The sequence below is a fragment of the Streptomyces bullii genome (assembly GCF_042657145.1).
Taxonomy (GTDB): Bacteria; Actinomycetota; Actinomycetes; order Streptomycetales; family Streptomycetaceae; genus Streptomyces; species Streptomyces bullii.
On record NZ_JBHSNY010000022.1, the window covers coordinates 1 to 21,307 of the forward strand.

12 protein-coding genes are annotated in these 21,307 nt (G+C 69.6%); 3 read left to right on the forward strand and 9 right to left on the reverse strand.

Features of this window, described 5'->3' with window-relative positions; translation table 11 throughout:
• The first annotated feature begins 568 nt into the window (after nt 1-568).
• Genes ACFPZJ_RS38035 through ACFPZJ_RS38045 form a run of 3 tightly spaced genes read left to right on the forward strand, consistent with a single transcriptional unit; the run spans nt 569 to nt 7,610 of the window.
• A complete protein-coding gene (locus ACFPZJ_RS38035) occupies nt 569-1,726 on the forward strand; it encodes a restriction endonuclease-related protein (protein ID WP_381031422.1) in 1,158 nt (385 codons plus the stop codon).
• Nucleotides 1,723-5,001: a hypothetical protein gene (locus tag ACFPZJ_RS38040; RefSeq protein ID WP_381031424.1), complete on the forward strand. Its 3,279-nt coding sequence runs from the start codon at nt 1,723-1,725 to the stop codon at nt 4,999-5,001. The genes ACFPZJ_RS38035 and ACFPZJ_RS38040 overlap by 4 nt, the downstream gene beginning before the upstream one ends.
• Entirely contained in the window at nt 4,995-7,610 is a 2,616-nt protein-coding gene (locus ACFPZJ_RS38045; RefSeq protein ID WP_381031426.1) for an RNaseH domain-containing protein, read from the forward strand. Before ACFPZJ_RS38040 ends, ACFPZJ_RS38045 begins: the two co-directional genes overlap by 7 nt.
• A 161-nt stretch (nt 7,611-7,771) precedes the next feature.
• Here ACFPZJ_RS38045 and ACFPZJ_RS38050 read toward each other — a convergent pair whose 3' ends face one another.
• The 9 genes from ACFPZJ_RS38050 to ACFPZJ_RS38090 all read right to left on the reverse strand — a co-directional run bounded on the left by ACFPZJ_RS38050 (nt 7,772) and on the right by ACFPZJ_RS38090 (nt 21,305).
• A complete protein-coding gene (locus ACFPZJ_RS38050) occupies nt 7,772-7,972 on the reverse strand; it encodes a hypothetical protein (protein ID WP_381031428.1) in 201 nt (66 codons plus the stop codon).
• A 71-nt stretch (nt 7,973-8,043) separates the two neighbouring features.
• Nucleotides 8,044-8,361: a restriction endonuclease gene (locus ACFPZJ_RS38055; protein WP_381031430.1), complete on the reverse strand. Its 318-nt coding sequence runs from the start codon at nt 8,359-8,361 to the stop codon at nt 8,044-8,046.
• A gap of 357 nt (nt 8,362-8,718) precedes the next feature.
• On the reverse strand, nt 8,719-9,363 hold the full coding sequence (locus tag ACFPZJ_RS38060) for a restriction endonuclease (protein ID WP_381031475.1): 645 nt from the start codon (nt 9,361-9,363) through the stop codon (nt 8,719-8,721).
• 310 nt (nt 9,364-9,673) lie between these two features.
• Entirely contained in the window at nt 9,674-11,923 is a 2,250-nt protein-coding gene (locus ACFPZJ_RS38065; RefSeq protein ID WP_381031432.1) for a DEAD/DEAH box helicase, read from the reverse strand.
• A 63-nt stretch (nt 11,924-11,986) separates the two neighbouring features.
• A complete protein-coding gene (locus ACFPZJ_RS38070) occupies nt 11,987-14,995 on the reverse strand; it encodes an AAA family ATPase (RefSeq protein ID WP_381031434.1) in 3,009 nt (1,002 codons plus the stop codon).
• 1 nt (nt 14,996) lies between these two features.
• Complete coding sequence (locus ACFPZJ_RS38075) at nt 14,997-16,160, reverse strand: exonuclease SbcCD subunit D (protein ID WP_381031436.1); 1,164 nt, start codon at nt 16,158-16,160, stop codon at nt 14,997-14,999.
• 372 nt (nt 16,161-16,532) lie between these two features.
• Nucleotides 16,533-18,314, reverse strand: coding sequence for an ATP-dependent nuclease (locus tag ACFPZJ_RS38080; RefSeq protein WP_381031437.1), 1,782 nt, complete (start codon nt 18,312-18,314; stop codon nt 16,533-16,535).
• 1,108 nt (nt 18,315-19,422) lie between these two features.
• Nucleotides 19,423-20,913 carry a UvrD-helicase domain-containing protein gene (locus ACFPZJ_RS38085; protein WP_381031439.1) on the reverse strand — a complete coding sequence of 497 codons (1,491 nt, stop codon included), beginning with the start codon at nt 20,911-20,913 and terminating at the stop codon, nt 19,423-19,425.
• A complete protein-coding gene (locus ACFPZJ_RS38090) occupies nt 20,910-21,305 on the reverse strand; it encodes a hypothetical protein (RefSeq protein ID WP_381031441.1) in 396 nt (131 codons plus the stop codon). Before ACFPZJ_RS38090 ends, ACFPZJ_RS38085 begins: the two co-directional genes overlap by 4 nt.
• Nucleotides 21,306-21,307 lie beyond the last annotated feature (2 nt).

A 21,307-nucleotide genomic window follows, 5' to 3' on the forward strand; every position in this document is an offset into this window, starting at 1 on the left:
GGGGGGCGGAGAGCCTGTCGGCTCTTAAGTTGGCCTGGCGGCCAACTCGGGCCTGACGGCCCGTAAGGTGACGCGTCGTCATGCCTGCGGCATGACTGTGTGTTGGGTGGGTTGGCCCTGACGGGCCAACAGGAACAGACGACGCGGGGCCTGGCGGCCCCGCTGTCATGTGTCTGAAGGTGTCATGCCTGGCGGCATGACAGTGGGGTACTGGAATGAACTGAGGTTCCCTGCCCTGGCGGGCAGGGTGATGAGTGATCGGCGCCTGCGGCGCCGTGATGTCGTAAGGGTTTGTTAGACAGTTATCCAGTTCTCCCCTCCCCCTTGGCGTGCCTGGGGCCGGCTTGGCTTTGGCCCTGACGGGCGAACGGAAACGAGTGGGGCGGGGCTTGGTGGCCTGCGGCACGCCTGACGGCATGTCCGGTTTCTTGCGGTGCCCGCTGTCGCGGGGCCCATCTTCGTTGGTTTTCGGGGGCGTTGTCAGACCCGGCGTGTAGGTTCCGGGAGTTGTTGGCCCGTCTGGAATGGCCCCGAATACCACTGGTGGGGCATGGAGGGGTGATGAGCTGTGCCTGTTAGTCAACATGTTGCTGCTCGGAGGATTATTACCGCTGCTCTGCGGGCTGGTGCGGCGTGGATCAACCGGGTTGAGGAACCTCGTGCGTGGCGGGAGCTGTCGCGTATGCATGGGGTGTTGTTGTCGAGTCTGCCGGTGGGGGCCGGGCCTTCGACGCCTGCCGAGATGATCGATTTGCTGCCGGTTCGCCTGCGCGAGTGGGTGCCTTTTGCCTGGGACGAACTGCCTTCGGCCATGGGGGATTTGGTTGTCCTGACGGACAACGGAGAGCTGACCGAGGAGGCCTTCGAGGCGGGGATGAACTATCTGGAGGCCCTGTACGGGGACGACGGAAAGTTCGATCTCGGTGGGACGTGGCTTCCGGCGTGGGTTCGGCAGACGGCTGAGCAGACGGAGCGGGCTGCCTTTCGGCACATCCGCTCCGGTGGGCAGGCCGACTATGTGGCGGCACGGACCATGCTGACCGAGGTGCCGTACGGCACGGAGCGGGCGTTAGTCGAGGAGTACTCGCGGCGGGGCGCGGCCCGGATGGACGTGTATCGGCCCCTTCCCTCGGACCGGGTGTGGGTGGGGGCGTCGTCGTGGTTGTGGCCATGTCCACAGTGCCGGTACCCGATGGTGCTGCGGGGTGGGCAGTTGCGGTGTGAGTATCCGCCGCATCAGAGCCGGTTCGGTCTGGTCGCGGGCAGTGGCAAGCGGGGCGGGCCGCCCGAGTTGACGGGTGGGCGGGGCCGGTTGGCGACGGCTGCGGTGCCGGCGGAGGGCGTGTTGTGCCTGGACTGGGGGGTGTGGCGGTACATCACCTGTGCTGGGCTCAGTGAGGTGGGCCTGATGCAGTGGCTGGAGAAGCAGGAGGGGGTGCGGGTCGAGCGCTGGGAGAACCTGGACGAGTGGGATATCGGCGTCTACCTGGCGGACGGGCACCGCTGGCGGGTGGACGTCAAGGACCACCAGGACGCGCAGACGATCATCGATCGGCCGCCTGCCGGAGAGACGGTGGTTGTCCCCAACTACCGGCGCAGCCAGGTACATCAGCTGCAGGCCGGGCTCGATGCGCTGCGGACTGATGACGGGCAGCGCTACAGCGTATTTACGGTCAGCCGTTTCAAGGCGGCCGTGACGAAGCGGGTGAAGGGGGTGGGGGCATGACGTCGCCGAAGAGCGCGAGGTACTCCGTGAGCGTGCCGCTGACGGTGCGGGCGGCGGTCTTGCTGGCCGCGCGGGTGTTCCCCAACCGAGCGCCGCAGGAGCAGGCGGCGTGGCGGCGTGTGGTGGATCTTGCTGATGCGCACTTCCTGGCCACGGGGCAAATGCATCTGTGGGACGGCTGGCCCGATCTGGCTCTGCCCGATCAGGTGCGGATCACCCAGATGCTGCGGCAGCGGCCTGCGGTCCTTGCCTCCCGCGCGGTGTTTGTCACGGAGACGGCAGCAATCCTGGAGAGCGGTGAGGCAGTCGAGTTCGCCCCGGCCGACGGGGAGGAACAGGTACTGCTCCTGCCCGCGGGCGACGAGGAAGCCCTCATCGATGCCTTGCTGGACGAGCTCGAGGACAACGCGGCCAAGGGGCAGTCCCAGCCCAAGCCCGCGCCGCCCGGCTCCTACATCAGCGACCTGCGGATTCGGGATCCGCTCAGCCCGTCGGGCCGGGTGGTGGACGTCTATTACGACCTCGACTACCAAGGGCCTCCCACTCCCAGCGTGGTGCAGGAGCTGGGTGAGGCCCCGGTCGTGGACGAGGTGGTGATCCCCTTCGCCGACCTGGACGAGATCGCGGGCCGGCTCGATGCGCTGCGCGGGCAGGACTACCGGCGCAAGGCGGTCGCGGACATCCGGCGGCATGCCCGCGGCCGCGACGGCCTGGATGTGGGCGAGCTCCTGCGCGTTGAGGCCGGGCAGCTGCGGGTCTTCCATGCCCCTACCGGTATGGGCAAGAACGTCCTGAGTGAACTCGTCGCGGTGTGGTGCACCCGGCAGGGCCGGGTGATCTCGCTGGTCGTTCCGCAGAACGCGCAGGTTTTGGCCAGCGTGTACCGGCTGCGGCAAGACTTGGCCGACCTGGAGATCTCCGCGCAGGTCACGCCGGTCATCTCCCCCGCCTCCATGATGGAGCTGGCCGAGCAGACGGCTGGCAACCCGCATGACGATGCGGACTTCCGCACCTGGGTGTACCGGGAGATGTCCTACAGCTGCCCCCTGACCGGGCACGCCACTACCTCCTCCGAAGCGGTGGATGCCTGGAAGCCGGGTCAGGAGCCGTGCGACCAGCTCAAGCCCAACGGGCCCAAATCGGACAAGACGATGGCCTGCCCGTGGCGCGGCAGGTGTGGGAAGTTCCGTCACCACCGGGCCGCGGCGACGGCGGACATCCTCGTCACCAACCATGCGAACTTCCTCACCGGGCACATCCACGCGCCGGTGGCGGGCCGGCCGACCCCGGGACGGCGTATGACCACCGAGCAGCTCCTGCTGCACCGCAGTCATCTGGTCATCATCGACGAGGCCGATGCGCTGCAGGCGCAGGCCTTCGAGCAGGCGGCCCGTCAGGTGCTGCTGGCCCAGGATGGTGCGGAGCACACCCCGGTACGGGATCTCGACAGCCAGTTCCGGCGGCATTGCCACCGGCTGCCGATGAGTCTCGAGCAGTATCTGCGACCGCTGATCAACCACCTGGTGTGGCTGGCCGAGAACTATGTGTCCCACCTCGTCGGCGGGGTCATCCATCCCGACCGGGAGCGGCGCAGCATGGTGGTACCGCGCCGCTGGGATGGGCTGTTCGCCTCCCGGATCTTCAAGCTGGAGGAGGGCAAGCGGCCCACTGAGCAGCAGATGCAGGCGGTCAATCAGCTCTACAAGCGGGAGGGGCCGCTGGAGTTGGCCGATGAGGTCAAGGGGCTGGCCCATCTGAGGGAATTGCTGTCCTCGGTCACGGACCTGGCCGGTGGGTCGGACCGGCTCACCCACGCCACTTTGAAGCGCATCGGCCAGGCGTTCTCGGCGATCACCGGGGAGACGGACGGCAAGCGGCTGTCCTCCCTGGCGCTGCTGGCGGCCCGGCGGGCGTACCTGGAGGAGATGCGCAGCATTCTGCACCGCATCGCCGGGGTCGCGGCGCCGCTGCAGGGGGCGGGAATCTCCGCCGGCAACGGCCTGGTGGACGCGCTGGCCTCACACGTGCCGTGGCGGGCTGCCCCCTACGGCCCGCTGGGGCGTGCGCTGTTCGCGTTCTCCGAGACATTCGACCCGGCCGACCGGCATCAGACGGCGCTGCGGCTGAAGTCCTATGTCGGGGATCCGCACGCCCACCTCGCCTACCTGGGCGAGGTGACCGCGCTCGCCCATACCGGCACCCGCCGGGCGGTGATCGGGATGTCAGCAACAGCGTTCATGCCGTACGCGCCGCGGCATCACCTCCTGCCGGAGCCGACCTGGTACGTGCCGGACGACGTCAACGGAAGCCTCACCGTCGAGCTGCAGGCCGGCCAGGACGACGGAGCGGGCATCGTGGTATCGGGCACCGAGGGCGCGAGCCGGGAGCGCGCCTACACGGCCATGGGACGCAGCGTCGGCCAGGACCTTCCCGCGCAGCTCGACGCGGTGGCAGCCGATCCGGCCACCGCACACCGGGCGTATGCGCTGCTCGCGCCGACCGCCTACAACGCCGGTCCGGCGCTCGCCCGCGGCATGATCGACGCGGGGGTCGCGGCATCCGAGATCTGCGTGGCGGTGCGGCCTCAGGACATGGCTGCGCTGGAGCGGATGCCGCCCGGCTGGGTGCCCATCCCCAGCAACCGGCTCGAGCAGTTCCCCCACGCCGTGGGCCGCGGCCGGTGCCGGTACCTGATCGCCCCCATGGCACGGGTCGAGCGCGGCCTGAACATCGTCGACCGCGACGGGCGCTCCCTGCTTCATGTCGCCTGCCTGGTCAACCGGCCCCTCCCGGTGATGGAAGACCCCCCGGTGCTGCTGTCCCTGGTCAACTCCCTCGCCTACCGCCAGCGGCGGCCCGGCCCGAATCCTGCGGCAGAGCTGGAGCGGCTGCGGATCGCAGCGGGCCAAATCTTCGACGACATCCGCAGCGGCCAGGGCTACTTCAAGACCTTGGGCGAGGACATCAAACTCGCCGTCGTCGCGGAGATCCTGACCCGACTGATCCAGCTGGGCGGCCGCACCCGCCGCGGCGGCGACCACGGGCGGCTGCGGCTGCTGGACGCCGCCTTCACTCACACCACCGCCCACTCCACCCTGCCCACCCTCCTGGGGCAGCTGCGCGGGAAATGGCAGGACGAGGACCACATGCCGCTGATCGACGCCGTCTACCGCACCACCATGACCGACGCCCTGCTGGGCCTGGCAGAGCACTCCCCCACCGGACACGAGAACGAAGACAACGAGGCTGAGGACGAGGAGTTGGGCGAATGGTGAGTGACGACCGCGGCCGCCTGTTCACCCTGTCCTTCCCGCTGGATGACCGGCTGCTGGGCACCGTGCACGTCTACCCGCAGGACGAGGCGTTCGCGCCGGCCTGGCGGCGGCTGCCCAAGCCGCGGGGCAAGGACGCCGTGCAGCCGATCGCGTCCCTGCAGACGGCGGCGCGCGCCGTGACCGGTGAGCGGCTGGTGTTCACCAACCCCGACCGGCCCGCCAGGACCGGTCCATGGGCCGGGCGGAGCGTGATCGTCACGCCCGGACCGCTGGACGAGGCCGTGGTGCGCACCCTGATGCGCGAGTGGGAGACGCGGCTGGAGGGGCATGACGGCCGTAACACCCTCGCCGCCCTGCTACAGCTGTCCGACGACGGGCCCCAGCCGCTCAGTTCGCTGCTGCACCACGACCCCATGGGGCGGATCACCGGCCCCCGCTGGGCGTTTCGGGTGGCCGGGTGGCGGCTGGCGAGCATGCTGGCCGACCAGCCTCTCCCCCTCGCCGAGACGCTGCCAGCACTGCGGTTCCACCTCGACAGTGAGGGCGACCTGCTGGCGTGGCAGGCCCCGCTGGTCCACGAGCGGACGTGGATCGACGAGGAAAGCGGCAAACGCCGGCGCATCGCCGGCTACGCCATGGAACGCATCCACATCGAGGTCGAACCCGCCCCGGGCGGAAAGACGCTCATCGCGCATCTGTCGGCACGGATCTCGCGCGTCGCCACACACTACAAGGGCATCCGCAACGTCCTGCTGCGCCATCCCGTCAACCCGGACATCATCCTCAAGGCCCCGATCACCACCCGGTGGGAGAAGGGCCCGGACGGATTCATGCAGCCCGCGGCCGTCTCCTACCGCGGGGCGACGGCACAGATCGTCGAGGCCTGCGGCGTCGGGCGCCTGCCCCAGCCGCCCTTGACGGGGTTGGACGAACTCGGAGAGGTGCGCGGGGTGCACCGCACGGGCAAGCATCCGATCGACAAGGGCGCCGGGGCGATGTTCCACGCCCGGCTCGAGGAACACGCCACACGAGTCCTCGGCCAGGAGCCCGTCGTCTACACCGGGACCCCCATCAAGATCAGCAAGCCGGGCGGGAACCTGCCGCCCTACGTGCCGGCCGACAAGATGGCCGCCGCCATGACCAGTGCCCAGCTCGATGCGCTGCGCACCGTCGTGCTGTACGAGTCGGCCGCGTGGCGCACGCGGGTGATGGGGCAGCTGGCCCGGGACTATGCGCGGCCCGAACTGGCCGATCTGCCCGACGAGCAGCCGGTGGTGCTGGCGCCCGGCTACGAGCTCGTGGCGGTGCGGCTGCCCGAACTGGTGCGCCACGGCAGCCACGACCGCGGCCTGATCCTGAACAGCCTGCCCTGGTTCAAGCCCGGTGCCGGGCGGTCGCTGGTCACCGCCCTGTGCGAGACGCGCTACCCGAGCGAGCAGGAGAAGGAGGCGGGGGTGACGGATGCCAAGCACGCGCTCAAAGGGCTCTTCGCCGAGCGTGGCATCCCCTCGCAGTTCATCACCATGGACTCCGATCCGGGTGATCCCTACCGGCTGAACACGCCCGAGAAGGTCGCGCGGGCCAAGGCCCGCAGCGCGGGTCTGCCGGAGCCGGACGTCTCCTACAAGGACGACCACGCGGTGCAGATCGGGCTGGGCAGCCTGCACTGCGACTCCGGGATCATCGACAACCGGTTGGCCGCCACCGCCTTCCACCGAAACGCGCGGGACACCGCCCTGGACCGGGAGGCAGTGGCGGTGGGGCTGTGGACCCGTTACCACCGCTTCGCCGAACGCCCCGGCCGCCCCCGCAAACCGGCCGTGCTTGCCATCACGCTGGTCGCCATGCGCATCCCGCTGGGCGAAGACGCCTACTGGCCCACCCTCATGTACAGCGACCAGGGCTGGCTCCCCCTGGCCCAGGCACGGGCCCTGCACCATGCCGGCCCCATCGGCAAAAGAGGGCACCACCTGCGGGAGGACTATGGCGGCCCGGAGAACGTGCGTACCTATGTGGACCGGGCGCTGGCCGCGCTCGGTGACCGGTTTCCGATCATCGTGTTCGCCGAGGAACGTGAGCGGATCTGGCCCGGGCTGTGCAACGACCGGCTCGGGGACAGCCATGTGCCCGGTCAGAGTCTGATCGCCCAAGGGAGGGATGTGGCGGTCGTCCGGGTCGGCAACGGGCCGGGCACACCCCAGCCGTCACGGCGCACCGGCGGTGGGGGCAAGCTGCCGGCCAACCCGCTGCAGCCAGTCATGCCGGAGAAGATCCTCTACCGTTACGACCACGGGGACGTGGTGTCCTGGCTGTTTTCCGGGCAGTCCCGCCAGCACGCCGGCGGCCAGCGCACCGGCACCCAGTACACGCGCCGCACCCTGCCCGGCGGTCAACTGGCCCAGATGGGCGCCCCGTTCCACGCCATAACCCGCACCGAATACGTCATCGCCCACCGCGGCGGCTGGCGCGAGGAGCAGCTGGCAGGCCTGGCCGCACGGACCTCGGAGCAGGCCGCCATGTGGGACGGGCGCACCAACCTGCCCGCGCCGCTGCACCTGGCGAAGAGCGCTGACGAGAAGCATCCCGGGTTCGTCGACCAGGAGGGCTGAGCGAGTAGGTGGGCACGGCGGCTTCTGAACTCGGTGCTGGCGCAGCCGATGGGCTGTTGGGTTCTGCCGTGCCCGCCCGGGCTCAGAGTGGGCGGGGGCGTGTACTGTGCCGCTCCCCTCACCTGCCGCGATCCGAGCAAGACCGGTCAACTAGGGGCTAGTTACTTGGAGTACGTCTGTTTCCAGCGTGCTCGGTGGCGGGCTTCTCCCTGTCCGCGTCCGTTGACTTCGGCCAGCGACAGCAATGGTGTCCCGTTGTTCCACAGACCGAAGAAGTCACGGTGCAGGGTGAGGATGTGGTGCTCGACCGCGAACGCCTCGGCCTGAGGGCTGAAGCGGGTGGTAGCGACGAAGATGGCCACATCCGCAGCGAAATGCACTTCGCTCCCAGCAGATCACGCACTTCGCGACTGGCGACCGTCCGGTGGGGCGCCTAGCGCTTGCACTGGATCACCATGCTCCGGCCATCTGGCAGCCGGCCGAGCACGTCGGCTCCGTTGTCCCCGGTCCCGCCCACTCGGCGTACCTGCGTGCAGCCGTCACGGCGGCACAGCTCGGCGACCGCTTCCTCGAACTCGGTGCCGGACATCACGTCGATCGCAGTCAGCGCCCGCTGTCCCGCTGCGGTCTTCTCCTGCTGCCTCCAGGCAGCGTCCCTGCTTCGCAGCAGCCGGTCGGTACACCACAGCCGCCACACCATCCAGCCGATTCCCGCGGCGCCAAGCAGGGCGCCGAGGTACAGCAACGCCATCGGCCGCAGCAGACCTAACAGGACCAGCGCGGCAAGAGCTCCGGACCGCCACCAGACGAACCGGCGTCAGGTCCCGCGGGCCTCCTCAGGCGTGGCCGAGGAGGCCCGCCGATGCAGGATGGCTGCCTTCGCGGACGCGGGCCGGTGATGAGCCGGCCGACGCGGATCAGGAAAGCTGTGACGGTCTGCAGGCCGGTGGCGACGCGGGCAGCCGTTCCCACAGCGGCCGGGCTGGATGGTCCTGCCGTTGATCACCATCACCACGCCATCGGCCCTGTGGACGGGACGTCCTGTTTCGAGGCCCGCGGCCGAGCAGCGCCTTCGGATCCAAACGCCATCGGGTGGCCGCGGCAGGGGTCATTCCAGAGCTTCCGCTTCGATGATGTCGCAGAGATGCTTTCCGTGGGCCCAGCGCTTCAGTTCCGGCCGGCCCAGCAGGATGATCCCGTGCCGGACGGCGAATTCAGTGGCGGGCTGGGTGAATCCGCTCAAGCCGATCATGATGGGGTGGTGTGCGTTGTGCTCTGGGCGCGCCGTTCCGTTGAAGGTCTGCACCTCCTTGGAACCCACCGGCCGCGCATAGTGCTTGCACTGCAGGACCAGTTTGCGGCTCTCGCCATCCCATGCCACGACGTCGGCTCCCAGATCCCCGGCACCGCCCACCCGACTCGCATGGAGGAATCCGTCGCGGACCAGAAGCTCGGCGCAGGCCTCCTCAAAGGCCGTCGGGGTCATCGCGACAAGGTCCCGCATGCGATAGGTCAGCTGGTCCGGCTCAGCATCATCAGCTGCGGCGTCTTCGCCATACATCAGCTGATAGCCGCCGCGTCTCGGGCGGTCGAGCAACGCGGCGGTCAGCAGCACCAGGCTCAGGCAGGCAAACCCCGTCCACCACGGATGATCGCCGATCCACGGCAGCGCGGTACCCGTCACCCACTGCCATAACAGGCGTGCCAGCGTGATCCCCACGATGAGGCTGACCACGGCCTTCACCCCGGGCATCATCGTCCCATCCCTGTACACCGCCGCACCCCCAAGAACGTCGACTTGGCCTCGAACTCCCTGTGTAGCAACGGACACTGACACCGGATCGGCTTGCGGACACCGAGGCTTCTTGCGTGCGCAGGCATCCGTCATGACGGGCAGCCGCGTGACGTGGAGGGTCTCGGGCCACGTGTTACGAGGCGGAGAGGATCAGGCACCCGCTCGTACTGCGTGTGTGGCCACCGTCGGGGCTGGTGCCACCGCCCGGCCGGAGGCGCGAAGCAGTGAGGCCCGAAACGTCGGTAGATGCCGCGGCGTGGCTGGAGTGTCACAGTCCGAGCTCAGCCAGGGCGGCCTGGCGTTGCGGGCTGAGTCGGAAGCGGCGGCGCCTGAGGTTGCTCAGCCACTGTCCCAGTCGTACCCGGTCGCCTTCGATCTCCTCGATGTGTCGCTGGGGGACATTGAGATGGCCCTCTCGTGCGCGGAAGGCGCGAGCGGCGGCCAGTGCGCGCTGGAAGGCCTGCTCACGCGCCGGCAGCGGGGCGTCGTTGTCGCGGGAGGCGGGCACGGCCGGCAGGTCGAGGCCTGCGCTCTTGAGGAGGCGGCGCTGCTCGGGGTGAAGGTCACCGGCACGTTCGCGCTGGGCGGTGAGCCACTTCCCCGGTGAGGCGGCTGGGTCTTTTTCTGTCTGCCGTAGGGCTGTGTGGTAGGCGCGTTGCCAGGTGATCGGCCAGGGCGGGTTCCACCACCGGTCCAGGGCGGCGAGCGCGGCTGCGCGTTCATGTGTGAGGGTCTTGGCGCGGGTGCGCTGGGTGGCCAGCCAGCGGCCGAGGGGGAAGCCGTCGTGGGATTCGTCGACGGGGGCGGCGAGGTGGCCGTGCCGGGCGGCGTAGGCGGCGGCGTGGGCGAGGCCTCGCTCGAAGGCCTGCTGGCGGGGGTCCCAGATGATGCCGAGGCGTTCGAGGGCCTGGGTGCGTGCCGCATCGAGGGCGCCGGTGGTGTGCAGGTGGCGCTGCCAGGTGAGCCAGCGGCCCAGGGGGTAGCCGGTGGTGTCTTCGTAGGTCTGTGGGACGTCGAGGTGGTGGTGGGTGCGGTGGTAGCGGCGGGCTGCGGACAGGCCGCGGCGCCATTCGGCGCTCTTGGGGGCCAGGACGCGCAGGGAGAGGGCGAGGGCGACCTCGTCGGCCTGGGTGGGGCGGTCGAAGTGCAGCCAGGCGTCGGGGTCTTCGGGGGGCATGGTGGGACGGTGGGTGCGGGGGTCGGCCAGGCGTGCGTCGAGGCGGTTGTCGTGGGCGCGCAGGGCCTGGATGGTGCGCCATAGGGGGGTGTAGGCGTCGGCGCCAAGGAGGTCGTCGGGGTCTTCGCCAGGGGTGAGGTAGACGGGGACGACGAGGGTGGCCTTCTTGCCGGCGCCAGGGTTTTGGCGCAGGGCGCGGCCGACGGCCTGGACGGTGTCGACGGGGCTGTTTTTGGGGTCGGCGAAGACGACGGCGTCGATGGCGGGGACGTCGATGCCTTCTCCCAGGACGCGGGCGTTGGACAGGACGGCCGGGGTGTGGGGGGTGGTGTGGGAGGCGAATTCGAGCAGGAGGCGGCGGCGGACCTGCGGGGGGTGGTGGCCGCTGATCCAGTCTGCCCACAGGTCCTTGGGGCGGAGTTGGGCGGGGAGGGTGGCGGCGGTGTCGGTGAGGGTGGTGGCGAAGGCGCGGGCGTCAGCGACGCGGTGGTGGAAGGTCAGGATGCGGCGCAGCTGGTGGTCGTGGATGGCGCGCAGGGCGGCGACCTGGCGGCCGGCCAGGCGCAGTCCGTCGACGCCGGCGCCGGGTCCGGTGGCGAGCCAGTCGCGCAGGTCTGCGTCGGTGACGACGGGGACGAGGATCTGGTAGTCGGCGAGCAGGCCGAGGTCAATGGCGTCGGAGAGGGTGAGGTGGTAGGCGACGGGGCCGAAGAGGGTTTCGTCGTCCATGGAGGCGACCGACTCCGTGTCGTCGTCCTGGTCGGCGTCCGCGTCCCAGATGCGGGGGGTGGCGGTCAGGTAGAGGCGGCGGGCGGCGGGGACCTGGTCGTCGTGGTGGACGGCGGCCCAGGATTTTCCGAGGCGGCCGGCGGTGCGGTGGGCTTCGTCGACGACGATCAGGTCCCAGGGGGGAAGGCGGTGGTCGCGGTGGGCGGCGATGATGGCGGGCAGGGAGGCGTAGGTGGCGTAGGCGGTGACCGGGCCTGGCCGGGGTGTGGTGGTGAGGGCGGCGAGGTCTGCGGGGTCGGTGGTCATGGGGACGTCTGCGCCGAGCGGCTCATGCTCCAGGGCCTGACGGGCCGAGCACACCGCGACTGTGGTGCCCTTGCGCCCGGCCGCACGCCAGGAACGGATCGTCTGGGACAGCAGATCCAGCGTCGGCAGCAGCACCAGGACCCTTCCCCGCAGGGCGATGCGGGCGGCGGTGCGTGCGGCGATCAGAGTCTTGCCGGTGCCGCAGGCGGCGATGACGCTGGCGCGGGGCTGCTGGCTGAGGATGCGGGTGGCTGCGGTGACAGCGTCCTTTTGGTGGGGGCGCAGTTCGAGGGGTGCTGTGGCCATGAGGGGACGCCGCTCCGGAACGTGAGCTTGCGAGCTGGGGTCATTGTGGCATCGCGGGAGGGGTTATTCGGCGGCTTGGGAGACCAGGTGCAGGGTGGATCCGCTGGTGCCTTTGCGGACGTGGAGCTGGCTGGTGATGCGGCGGCGGAGTTCGGGGACGTGGCTGATGAGTCCGACGGTGCGGTCGTGATCACGCAGGGAGTCCAGGACGTCGAGGACCTGGTGGAGGGTGTCGTCGTCGAGTGAGCCGAAGCCTTCGTCGATGAAGAGGGTGTCCAGTACGCGGCCGCCTGCCTCGTAGGTGACGACGTCGGCGAGGCCTAGGGCGAGGGCGAGGGAGGCGAAGAAGGACTCGCCGCCGGAGAGGGTGTCGGTGTTGCGGTCACGTCCGGTCCACGCGTCGGTGATTTTCAGGCCGAGGCCGGAGCGGGCACCGTGCGACGCGCGGTCGTCGCTGTGGGAGAGGGTGTAGCGGGAATCGGACATGCGCAGTAGACGGGTGTTGGCCGCGTCGACGACTTGTTCGAGGCGGGCGGCGAGGACGTAGGCCTCCAGTTCCATGCGATCGCGGTTGCTGGGTGAGGTGCCGTGGATGACCTCCTGGAGGTGGTGGACAGTGTCGTAGGCCTCCTGCAGGGGTTGCATGCGCTGGATGCCGGCGGCGAGGTCGGTGGTGTGCCGGGTGAGGTTGTCGTGGCGGGTGCGGGCTGCGGTGGTGGCGGCTGCTGCCTCCGTGTGGCGTTGGGCTGCCGTCTTGTGCAGGTGGATGGCGGCATCGAGGTCGGCGGGCGGCTGCGCGGCGGCGTGGACGAGGTCAGGCCGCTCGAGCGTGGCGATGTGCACGGCCTGTTGGTGGCTGAACTTCTGGATCTCGTCTTCGAGGGCGTGTAGCGCGTCGTCGTCGAGGGCGGCTTCTTCGGCGGCCTGAAGGGTGTCGAAGCCCTGCTGGCGGGCTGCAGTCTCGGCCTCGGTGGTCTGCAGGGTGCGTTCCTGTGCCCGGCGCTGCGTGGTGATGGCGGCTTCGGCGGCGGCCTTGAGCTGGTCGGCGGTGCGGGTGAGGTCGGCCAGGCGGTCGGCGATGGTGGGCGCGCCGTGGCGTGCTTGGTCCAGCTGCTGGGTGAGGTCGGTCAGCTGGGTGGAGAGGTGGTCGTACTCGGCGTTGCACGCCGCTAGGCGTTCACCGGCGGTGGTGGCCTTCTGCGTCATGCTGGTGTGTTCGCGGTCGAGGACGGCGAGTTGCTCGTTCGCGGGACCGGCGTCGGAGGCCGTCTTCAGGGTCTGTTCGAGGTCCGCTTGTGTGGTGGCCAACAGGCTCTGGATGTCGGTCAGCGGATCGTCGCCGGCTTGGGCGCGGGCTTGCGCGGCCTGGTCTTGGGCCTGCTGGAGTGCGGTTGCTGCGGCTTCTTCGGCCGTTTCGGCCTCGAGGTGGCGAGCCTCGGCCGCCTGCTCTTCTTCGCGGGTGGGCTGGCCTGGGTGCGGGGCAGCCGGGGCGGGGTGGGTGCACGATCCGCACACCGGGCAGGGCGAGCCGTCGGTGAGGCCGGCGGCCAGTTCCGCGGCCATGCCCTCAGTGCGCTGTCGGCGGATGGTGATGTAGGCCTGGGCTGCCTCGGTGGTGGCGGTGTGGGCGGCCTGCAGACGCTCTTTGCATGCAGCGACGTCGGCGAGGCGGGCGTCGCGCTGCCGCGCGGCTTTCAGGCGTCGGCGGATGTCGGCGAGGGCGGACTGCTGGTGGGCGCTGTGGGTCTCGGCGCGCTGTGCGGCTTCCAGGCGTGTGGTCAGGGCCGTGCGGAGGCCGGGCTCCTTGGCGAGCCAGTCCTGGGCCTCGAGTTGGTCGGCGGTGTGCGTCTGCCGTTCGGCGTCCAGCTGCGTCAGGTCCCGCGTCATCTGCTGCACGGCGGCTTCCTGCGGCAGCAGCGCCTTGGCGAGGGTGGCCTCGGCCCGTGTCTGCTGCTCTGCGGTGGCAAGTTCTTCAGCCGCGGCGATGGCGTGCGCAGGAGCAAGGATGCTGCGTGCCTTCGCCTCGGTCTCGGCGGCACGGGCGTGGTCCTGCGCGGCGGTGCGGGCCGTATGGAGGACGGCTGCCAACTTGCTGGCGCGGCGGGCTTGTTCGAGCTGGCCGGTGATGAGGTGCTGCCGGGGTTCTTGCTGCTTCAGCTGTTCCAGTTGCTCGGCGGCGGCGCGGTGCTCGTTTTGCTGCTGGTGCAGGGTGCGCACGAGGAGTTCGTTGGCCTGGTGCGCATCCAGCTCGGCGGCAGCTGTTTCGGCCTGGGTGATGGCCGTCTCGAGCTGCGCGGCCGCTGCGTTCACCAGGGAGGTCGCCCATGCCTGTGCGGATTCGGTCAGGGTCTGCGGGTCGTTGCCGGTGGGGGCGTCTTGCTCGTGGTCGAGGCCTGTAGCGGCGCCGTGGATGCGGTCGATGAGGCTGATGACGTCGCCGCGGACCGCCTTGAGGTCCTTTTCCGCCTCGCGGCTGCGTTCTTGCAGCCAGCGGTCGATGTCGGTGAAGCGCTGGGTGCGGAACAGCTTGCCGAGGAGGTCCTTGCGGGTGGATGCCTTGGCGCGCAGGAACTGGGTGAACTGGTTCTGCGGCAGGAGGACGACCTGGCAGAACTGGTCCCGGCTCATGCCGAGCAGCGCCAGGAGGTGGTCGCCGATCTCCTGGTGGGACTTGCTGGAGGCCTCCCAACTGCCCTGGCCGGAGGCGGTGTCATGCTTGTACTCGCGCAGCAGTGTCCTGGCGTTCTGCTGGGTTGTGCCGCTGCCGCGGGTCTTGGGCCGGGGCTGCTGGGGTATGCGGGTGATCTCCAGGCGGCGCCCCGAGATGGTGGCCTCCAGGACGATCTGGGTGAGCAGGCGGTCGGCGGCGTGGTCGCTGCGCAGCAGCTGGTCGCGGTCGCCGGGCGGCTTGCCGTACAGGGCGTAGCAGATGGCGTCGAAGACGGTGCTCTTTCCGGCTCCCGTGGCACCGTGCAGCAGGAAGAGGCCGTCGCTGCTCAGGGAGTCGAAGTCGATGGTGTGGGTTCCTGCGAAGGGGCCGAAGGCCTGCAGGGTGAGGCTGTGCAGGCGCACTTTAGACGGTCTCCTGGTGTGTGGTGTGCAGGGTGGCTTCGACGGCGCGGCGCAGCAGGGCGTGTTCGGCGGGGGTGGGGTCGTCGCCGCGGACTTTCTTGATGAAGTCGCAGGCGATGTCGAGGTCGCCTCGGCCTTGCAGGCGCTGGGTGTAGGTGGGGCGGTCGGTGGCCTGCTGCAGATGGTCGGGGCGTTCGTGCAGCAGGCGCAGGGTGTGGGGGAAGCGGCGGCGCAGCCGGGCCATCGGCTCGTACGGCAGGGCGGGGTCGGTGAGGGTGGCCTGGAGCCAGCTGCCGGTCATCGCCTCGTGGGCGGGGTTGGTCAGCAGGTCTTCGAGGGTGCCCTTCAGCAAGGCCAGCGGCCGCGGGACGGGTGTGGGCACGAGGGTGAGAGTGACGGTGCCGTCGCCGGCCATGTCGACGATGGTCAGGGATTTGGTGTGGTGTGTTTCGGAGAAGGAGTAGGCCAGCGGTGAACCGCTGTAGTGGATGCGGTCGTTGACGTTCTGGGCGCCGTGGAGGTGTCCGAGGGCGGCGTAGTCGATGCCGGTGAAGGCGCTGGCGGAGACGTAGTCGAGGCCGCCGACGGTGATGTCGCGCTCGCTGGTGGAGGGTTCGCCGCCGGCGACGAAGGCGTGGGCCACGACGACGCTGCGGGTGCCGTCAGGGTAGGTGGCGAGGTCGGCGCGGATGCGGTCCAGGGCTGCGGTGGTCACCGCCTGGTGGCTCTTGTCGGCCTCGAGGTCGTCGTGGGTCAGGGACGGCTCGAGATAGGGGATGCCGTAGACGGCGATGGTGCCGTGCTCGTCGTCCAGCAGGACCGGGCGGGTGCAGGCGGTGGCCGGGTCGGTCCGCAGGTGCACGCCGGCCCGGGCAAGGACGCTGGCGCCGACGCCGAGCCGGTGGGCCGAGTCGTGGTTGCCGCTGATCACGATGATGGGGATGCGCAGGTCGGCGAACTGGCTCAGCGCACCATCGAAGAGGCGCACGGCATCCAGGCTGGGAATGGCACGGTCGTAGATGTCTCCGGCCACGAGGATGGCGTCGACGTCCCTCTCGCGGGCCGTGTGGTGGATGTGGGTAAGGAAGGCGCGCTGCGCGTTGATCAGATCAGCCTCGTGGAACCGGCGCCCCAGGTGCCAGTCCGAGGTGTGCAAGAACCGCATGAGTACAGACCGTAACCACTGAGCTGCGCGCGGCGGGGGGTTTTCCCGATATCGGAGGTGAAAGCTGGGCAGGTGGAGGCTGCGGACAGGGATGCGGCTCCCCTTGGTGGCTTTGCGGGGCCGGCTGGCGCCAGCGGGTGATTGTCAGTGGCAGGAGGCAAGATAAGCAGAGGGGGAAGGAGGATGTGATGGCGATATCGCGTCCTGCCGGGGCTGATTCCACCATGGCGCCGAGCGGGTGCCGCTGGTGCGGAATCGAAGAACGCGGACATGGCCGGCAGTATGTGGCGGAGGTCGGCTGGCATGCCTGGACGGCTCCGACGACGCAGCAGCGCAAGGAACGCATGCTGCGGCGGCGGGCACACGATGCGGTCAGGAAGCCAAAGCCTGCACGTCGTTGAAGGCTTTCCTCAGCTGGGTGGGGACGTCGTCGGCCGTGGTGAGCGTGGACACGAGCGCGTAGAGCATGTCGCCCTTGCCATCCGGGCTCGTGTGCTGCGCCTGTTCCTTGATCATGGTCAGGATGCGGGAACTGAACTTGCCTCCCCGGTGCGCGGTGAAGTCCTCAGCTTTCCAGTCGTTGCTCTGCGGGCGGGGCCAGTGCGTATTGGCGGCTGCGGCCCACTGTGTGTCAGTGAAGAGTTCTTCGAGTTCGTTGTAGCCCTCCGCTTCGCCCACCCAGGTGACCTGGGTGGCGAGGTCGAGGCCGGCTTTGATCAGCCTTTCCTGCCTGAACTGCTTGTTGCTGCGACTGTCGGCGTCGACCATCAGCATCACGGTGCGGCGGTTCCTGACCAGATACCCGGCCAGGAGCAGGGCTCCTTCGTTGTTGCCACAGGCCCACAGAGCGATGCCGGCCGCCTGGAGGGAGAGGCCCTGGGACAGGCGGAAGAGCAGGGGCAGGCACTGCTGCTCGGTGGGTCCCTCCACGGCGAGGAAGCAGCGCTCGTGCAGCAGGACGGAGTTACGCAGCCCCACTGCGGCGGCGATCTGCCCCAGGTGGAAGTTGATGCCGTCGTGGGAATCGTCGGTGAGGCGCTCGACGGCAGTGCGGCCGCTGTCGTCGAGGCGGAGGTGAACCACGTCGGCGATGTCGACACCGTCGATGAGGTTCATCGAGTGGGTGGCGACCATGACGTTGACGTGGGGCAGGGCGCACTGCTTACGGATGATGTCCATGACGGTGCGCTGGTGGCGGTAGTCGAGGTGAGTGTCAGGCTCGTCGTAGACGACGATGGTCTGTGTCGGCTCCTGCTGTTCCTCAGCCTCGCCCGTGGTGGCGGCCAGTCCGCTGTGTTCCAGCAGATTGCTGGTCCACTCCCACACGGCCAGTGCGATCCGCCGGTTACTGCCCTGGCCAGAGCGGGTGAGGTCGACCGGTTCGCCATCGGCCTTGGAGACTTCCAGCGGGGCACGCTTGAAACCGCCCTTGAAAGACACCTCGGGCTTGACCTGCACACCGACGAAGTCACCGCAGTGCTGACGGATGTGCTGGCACAGCGAATCAGCCTCCTTCTCCAGCCGCTGAGTGATCTCCGATTCGATCTCCCGTACTCGCCCCTGCAGCGTGTCGTCTTCAAGCAGGGTCTCGTAACAGCTGTTCAGGGCGGTACGCACGGCATCGTCGGGGCTTTCGTCCTTGCCTCCGAACGGCAGCAGCCGAGGCAGCCGCTCCTGGAGTTGTCTGGGCAGGGGCATCCACTGCTCTACCTGCGGTGCCGTGGCAGCGTAGGCCGTGACGGCCTCGAGGAGATCGCCTCTCAGGGAACCGGCCGGTGACAGTCCGAACTCCGCGACGAGTGCAGCGAGGTCGTTCTTCAGCATCCGTCCCAGATCGTGCAGCCGGCTGTCGGCCGGCTGGGAGCCGAAGTACTGCCACTGGGCTGCCTGCCCTTCCTCGGCAACACGCCGGATCCGCACGCTCGGCGGCAGGGCCGCGACGGCCTGCTCACCGGCGTCCAGGGTGAAGACACCCTCCACCCAGGTCTCTCCGCAGCGGCCCTTCGCGGCGCCCTCGCCCTGTGCGTAGGTCCGGTCCTCCTCCGTCAGACGGTGATGGCCCAGCAGAAAGGCCAGCGCGGTCAACACCGCGCTCTTCCCCCCGTCGTTACGGCCGGCCAGGATTGTCGGGCTGCTGACCGGGATGTCCTCCACGCGTGCCAGGGAGCGGAAACCGCACGCGGAGAAACGGGTGAGGTACACGGTCTAACGGCTCCGAATCTCCCCTCGCCGGCCGGAGAGGGGTGGGACGTGCGGGTAAAGCGCGTGCGGGCGAGACAGGCGAGCGCCCGGAACGAACCGTCATACTAGAGGTGCCACAGGCAACAGCCGGGCGGTTTACGCCAATTCACCCACCCCAGCAGCCCACTGGAGCGGCCCAGCACCCCACAACACCAGGGCAAGAACATGCTGAGCACCGCCGGGGCGGAGCGGTGACTGCATAGCCTGCTGTTCGCCGGGCGTGATAGCTGTCGCATACCGTCCGGTTCCGGCCTTCCTGGGCGCCCCGGGCGCCCCGACCCTCGGCGGCGTACTGGAACTCAGCAGAACTCACCAGTGGTTGCGGATTGCGCCTCGACCGCGGCAGATAGGGAGCGCGTATCCGGGGCGCGGGGACCAAGAGGTCGGCGATCTGGATTCCGGGCGCGCCGCACTGTCTGCTGCACAACGTCTGCCTGGTTCAAGGACGAGGAGATGTTCGAGCAGCCGCACCGGCAGACGGTGTCGGTCCGGGCCTACCGCGCGCGGCCGGTCCGGCACCGGTCGAGCAGAACGGCCGCGGCCGGGCCTGGGGATCATGCACGCCCATCCCGCTTCCGGGTGTCCGGGCTGCATCACCAGCAGCGACTCGTCATGTCAGACGACGTGATCACGCGCATCTGTGTGCAGCGGTCCATCACCCAGCGGGAGCTTCGGCCCGGCCAGCCCGGCGATTATCGCGATGATCCTCGCCCGGGCGCTCACCCTGAGGATCGCCGCCCGTCATCCCGACCGCGTGGTCGCAACCGAGCCCCTGGTCAACGAGCTTCGCCACAAGGCCGTCGGAACAGATCTGGACGTCGGCCCCTGCCCGCCGATGCCGAGCCGCCGGAAAGGGCTGAGTGAGCGGCGCCGCCTGCTGCCCGGCTCCGCCCTGCCTGCGACGGTGACGGCTCAATCCAGGTCGCCTCGGCTCCCCCACGGCACTGCTTCGCTCTTGAACGCCGAGTGCTTGTCCGGCGGATTCGCCCTCATCTGGTAGGGATTCCCGGATGCGATGACCTCACGCCGGGGATGCGACTTGTGAGGGACTGTGAGCCTTGTCGGGGTGGTCGTGGATCCAGGACAGTCCGCCCAGGTCGAGGCGTTGGCGGGTACGGGTGACAGCCACGTAGGCCAGGCGGGCTTCGGCGTCGTCGATGGGGTCGGGTGCCGTCGCGGTGCTTGTCTGCTCGTCAGGAGTGTCGTTTTGGGGACGGGCGAAGTCGTCCGCGATGAGCACGCGGGGCCATTCGCGTCCCTTCGCCTTGTGGGCGGTGGAGACGGTGACCTGGGCGTGCGACTCGGGGACAAGGCGGGCGACGGCGGTGAGGATGGCGTCGGTGCCGTGGGTGTCGACGAGGTTGACCAGAGGCTGCAGGTCGCGGCCGGCCGGGTCGTGGGCGGCGTAGTCCTGCAGATCGCCCCATGAGGGGAAGAGGATGAGCTCGGGGTGGTGGGTGCGGCGGCCTTGCTTCAGGTCGCGGGCCGCGAGGGTCAGGGCCTGCAGGCTGTCTCCTCCCCCGGCCAGGGCGACCCGGTAGCCGGCCGCCATGAGGGTCATGACCTGGGCCATGGCGCCGACGTTGGTGCGGCACAGCACGGCGTCCGGCTGGGTGACGGGGCCGAGTTCGGTGGGTACGGCGGGGGTGCCGGTGAGGCGGATCGGGGCGTCGGCGAAATGCAGCCAGCGGTTGGCCTCCCGAGCGAGTTCGGCGCCGAAGCGGAAGGACTGGGACAGGGTCAGGTGGGTGCCGTCGAAGCCGGTCATGACGTCTTTGGCGCCGCGCCAGTGGTAGATGGCCTGGGCGGAGTCGCCGACCAGGACGAGCTGGGCGTGGCCGCGCTGGGCCAGGAAGATCTGTTCGACGACGGGGTTGGTGTCCTGGGCCTCGTCCAGCAGCAGGAAGTCGGCCTGGATGCGCGGCCGGGTCAGGGCCCAGATCTTGAGGTAGTGGTCGTGGTCGAAGCGGACGGCGCCGTCGTCGGGGTGCTGCAGGTCGGCCCAGGCTTTGCGGGCGAACGGCAGGACGTGGGCGGCGAGTTGGGCATGCAGGTCGCAGTCGTCCAGACCGCGCAGGCGGGGAACATGGTGGCGGGTGATGGCCTCGTCCGCGGTGTGGCAGAAGCGGGCGACGGTGCGCAGGGCGGCGTTGGACAGGGCGCGTTGGGAGATCTCGCGGTCGCCGATGCGGACGGCTTTGGTCAGTCCGAGGGCTTGTCCGGTCTGCCAGGCCGGGCGGCGGGGTGCGTTCAGGCGGCTGGTGTAGCGGTGGCCGACGGCGGCGTAGGCGAGGGCGTGGGCGGTCTTGCACTGGACGGTGTCGGGGAAGCGGGTGCGTGCGTCCTGGGCGATGGCCCGGTTGTAGGCCAGGTAGCGGCCTCGGCGGGTGGTGGCGCGGGCGAGGATGGCGAGGGTGGTGGTCTTGCCGGTGCCGGCGCCGGCCTGCAGGGCGAGGTGGTGGCCGGCGTGGAAGGCGTCGGCTGCTGCGGTCTGTTCGTCGGTGGGGTTCACAGGGTGGGCCTCTCGGGGAGTCGGGTGAGTGCGTGCCCGACGGCGGCCAGCAGGTAGGCGGGGGTGGTGTGGGCCAGCAGGTGGCGTACCGCGTGGTCGAGGCGCTCGGTCTCCCGGTCGGCGTGCTCGGCCAGGGCCCGGTGCACGGCCAGTTCCAGGAAGCGCTCGGGGGTCTGCTGGGCGCGGCGGGCGCCGGCCGTCAGGGCGGCGTGCACGGCGGGCGGGAAGGCGATGTTGAGCAGCACGCTGTGGTCGGCATCCGGGTAGTGGGTGGTGATCACGTCGATGGGCAGCCGGGTGCCGAAGCGGCGGCGCAGCCGGCGGGCGGCGCGCTGCAGGACGGGCGGGGGCAGGGGGCGGGTCAGCGTGATTTCCAGGGCGTGGTGCGGCACCG